Consider the following 2,849-nt stretch of genomic DNA (forward strand, 5'->3'; position numbering starts at 1 on the left):
ATGCAAGTATTTTATCTCGAAAATATCATATTTTGTTTATAAATACCAGTCATAATACGTTTACTAATAAGAAAAAATTAACGCAATATGCATATCGTAGAGCACATTTGATTGCTTGCGGTGAAATGGTTAAAAGAAACTTAGTAGAGGTTTATGGAATACCTGAGCAAAGAGTAACAGTCATTCATAATGCTTCATATGCATTTGAAGATGAAATTATAGTTGATCCTATTATCAAAAAATTACATGAGCAAGGATATTTCGTTATTGGAAATGTTGGTCGCTTATCGGAACAGAAAGGAATGGAATATTTCATAGACTCTATTCCAGCAATCTTGAGAATTCATCCTATGACCAAATTCTTAATTATAGGATCTGGAGAATTAGAGGAAGAACTAAGGAAAAGAGTGAATGATAAAAATTTAGATGATTCGGTTGTGTTTATGGGATACCGTTCAGATATTCAAAATTTAATGTCTCAGTTGGATCTGATAGTTCTTAGTTCTCTTTGGGAAGGATTTCCGCTCACTCCGATTGAAGCATTTTCTGTTGGAAAGACAGTCGTTGCTACGGGTGTGGATGGTACTACGGAGATTATTCAGAATGAAAAAAATGGGTTGATAGTTGAACCGAGAAAACCTGATCAGATAGCAGAGGCTGTTTGTCGTTTGATTGAAGATAATGTGCTAAGAATAAAATGTGAACAAGGCACAAAAGAATCTTTTGAAAAAGAATACTCTTTTGAAAAGTTTGCTGAAGGATATAGAACATATTATAAAGATCTGTAAAAGAATATGATAGTAAATAGACATGTTTAGGGAGCAACAACCAGGTGCCACTGTGCTTCAAGGAGTAAAGGTTGATGATGAAGCCGTAGTGACAACAGGGCTCGTATTTATTAAGGATATTCCGTCTATATAAGTTTGGAGATGACCGTTTAAAAACTCAAAATATAAATTTTAATTAAGTAAAAGTAGGGATAATAATTTAAATATGATATCAAAATTGTTAGTAAATAATTGAATAACTAGTAATACCGATATGAAAGTGTAAGATTTTAAAATGCTATCCGAGTATTCGGATAGTATGGAGGTAAGCTAAATGTATAAGAAAAATCAAGGAGATATATTAATCTGTTCAAATGATACCGATTACCGATTAAAAATACTTTTCCTGCACAACACACTTCCAGAGTATCGTATTGAGTGGTTTCGAGAGATGCGAAAGAAGGCAGACATGGAATACATTTTTACTAATGAAGGCGAAAATTATAAAAATTATAAAACAGAAATTGAAAAATCTAGATTACCGGAAAGCATATTTTTATCGTCTGGAAGAGCTGGTTTTTTAGAACTAAAGCAAGTATTAAATAGATGTGAAAAATATGATGTTATAGAATTACCACCTATTGATACCATACACGAGTACCTAATTAGCAAAATGACAATACATGCTGCTAAACAACACGGAATAAAATTAGCATATTTCTGGGAAAAATGGGAAGCACCCAAAAGAAAACAACCATTAAAGAGAAAAATAAAAAACTGGTTGCTTGGTGCAACCGCAAAAAATGTTTATAAAGATGCAGATATTATCTTTGCTGGTAGTACATCCAGCAAGAGATATTTTATAGAACATGGTATAGATGATTCACGTATAATAATGATTCCAAATTGCAGTGTGGTTCCTGATTGTCCATATGAAGATATTAGAGCAAAATATGGCATTGATGGAGGAAAAACTTTATTGCTGTACTTTGGACGACTTATGCCTGAAAAAGGCCTTAAATATCTAATTAAAACCATGACAAAACTTGATAATAACTACCATTTGCTAGTGGCTGGTGACGGGGATGCAAGAAGCTCCTTTGAAAAGCTGGCAAATTCATTAAGTATAAGAAATATAACTTTTGCAGGAATGGTTAATCCAAAAGTAAGAAAAAATTACTTTGAACAATGTGATGTATTCATCTTTCCAGGAACATATTATGGTGGTTGGGTGGATGTATGGGGACTGACTAACAATGAAGCCATACAATTCAATAAACCTGTTATATCTACATATGCAGTAGGTAGTGCGATAGACCTTATCAGAGATGGTGTGAATGGATATATCATCGAACCAGAGAGTATAGGGGCTCTTAGGGATGCCATCATTAAAATGGCTTCTATTGAAATGGATAAACTTAAAAATTTCGACGTAATGCTATCATTGGATTATTCGGCTCAGGCTATGGCAGAAAAATATATTGGTAGTTTAAAGATGTGAAGATATAAGCGATCTTTATGCCAATATGAATACAATCCGTCACAGAGTGGTTTATTTGCAAAAGTAATGGAAACAGTCTATGAGTTTTATGGCATAGGTTGTCGGTAAAGCTTGGAATTGGAATGACCTCGAATACCTGCGGTAAAGGATTAGGCATCACGTATTACTTTGGTATACATACATATTAATGATCAAACTAAGGCCGGTGAGAACTTACGTAACCATCAAGGCATTATGATTGGAACAGAGAATTGTGGTGAACCTATAATTAGGTAATAATTTATTTCTCTTCACTGGTTGTATGATTTTGAGAAATATAGGATAAATATGTAGTTGGTGTAAAAATTATTATTGTAAACTCTATTGAAGAAAAATTTTGTAGGGGTACTTACTAAAAAATAAATGAACATAATTCAGATAAAACGTTTACAGATATAGGAAGGATTGAGAAGATGATTCCGAAGATAATTCATTATTGCTGGTATGGTAATAATAAAAAGACAAAGTTAATAAATCAATGTATATATTCTTGGAAAAAATATTTCCCTGATTATGAAATTATAGAATGGAATGAAAACAAT

Annotated in this window: 2 protein-coding genes; both read left to right on the forward strand. The window is 32.5% G+C overall.

Annotated elements, in window-relative coordinates; all coding sequences use genetic code 11:
* Positions 1-788: glycosyltransferase family 4 protein (locus ACLUJM_RS13370; RefSeq protein ID WP_412413040.1), on the forward strand; the 788-nt coding region annotated here is incomplete at its 5' end.
* Between the two features lie 313 nt (positions 789-1,101).
* On the forward strand, positions 1,102-2,268 hold the full coding sequence (locus ACLUJM_RS13375; RefSeq protein ID WP_120092686.1) for a glycosyltransferase family 4 protein: 1,167 nt from the start codon (positions 1,102-1,104) through the stop codon (positions 2,266-2,268).
* The last annotated feature ends 581 nt before the right edge of the window (positions 2,269-2,849 follow it).

The sequence above is a fragment of the Finegoldia sp. genome (genome assembly GCF_046991905.1).
In the GTDB taxonomy this organism is placed as follows: Bacteria; Bacillota; Clostridia; order Tissierellales; family Peptoniphilaceae; genus Finegoldia.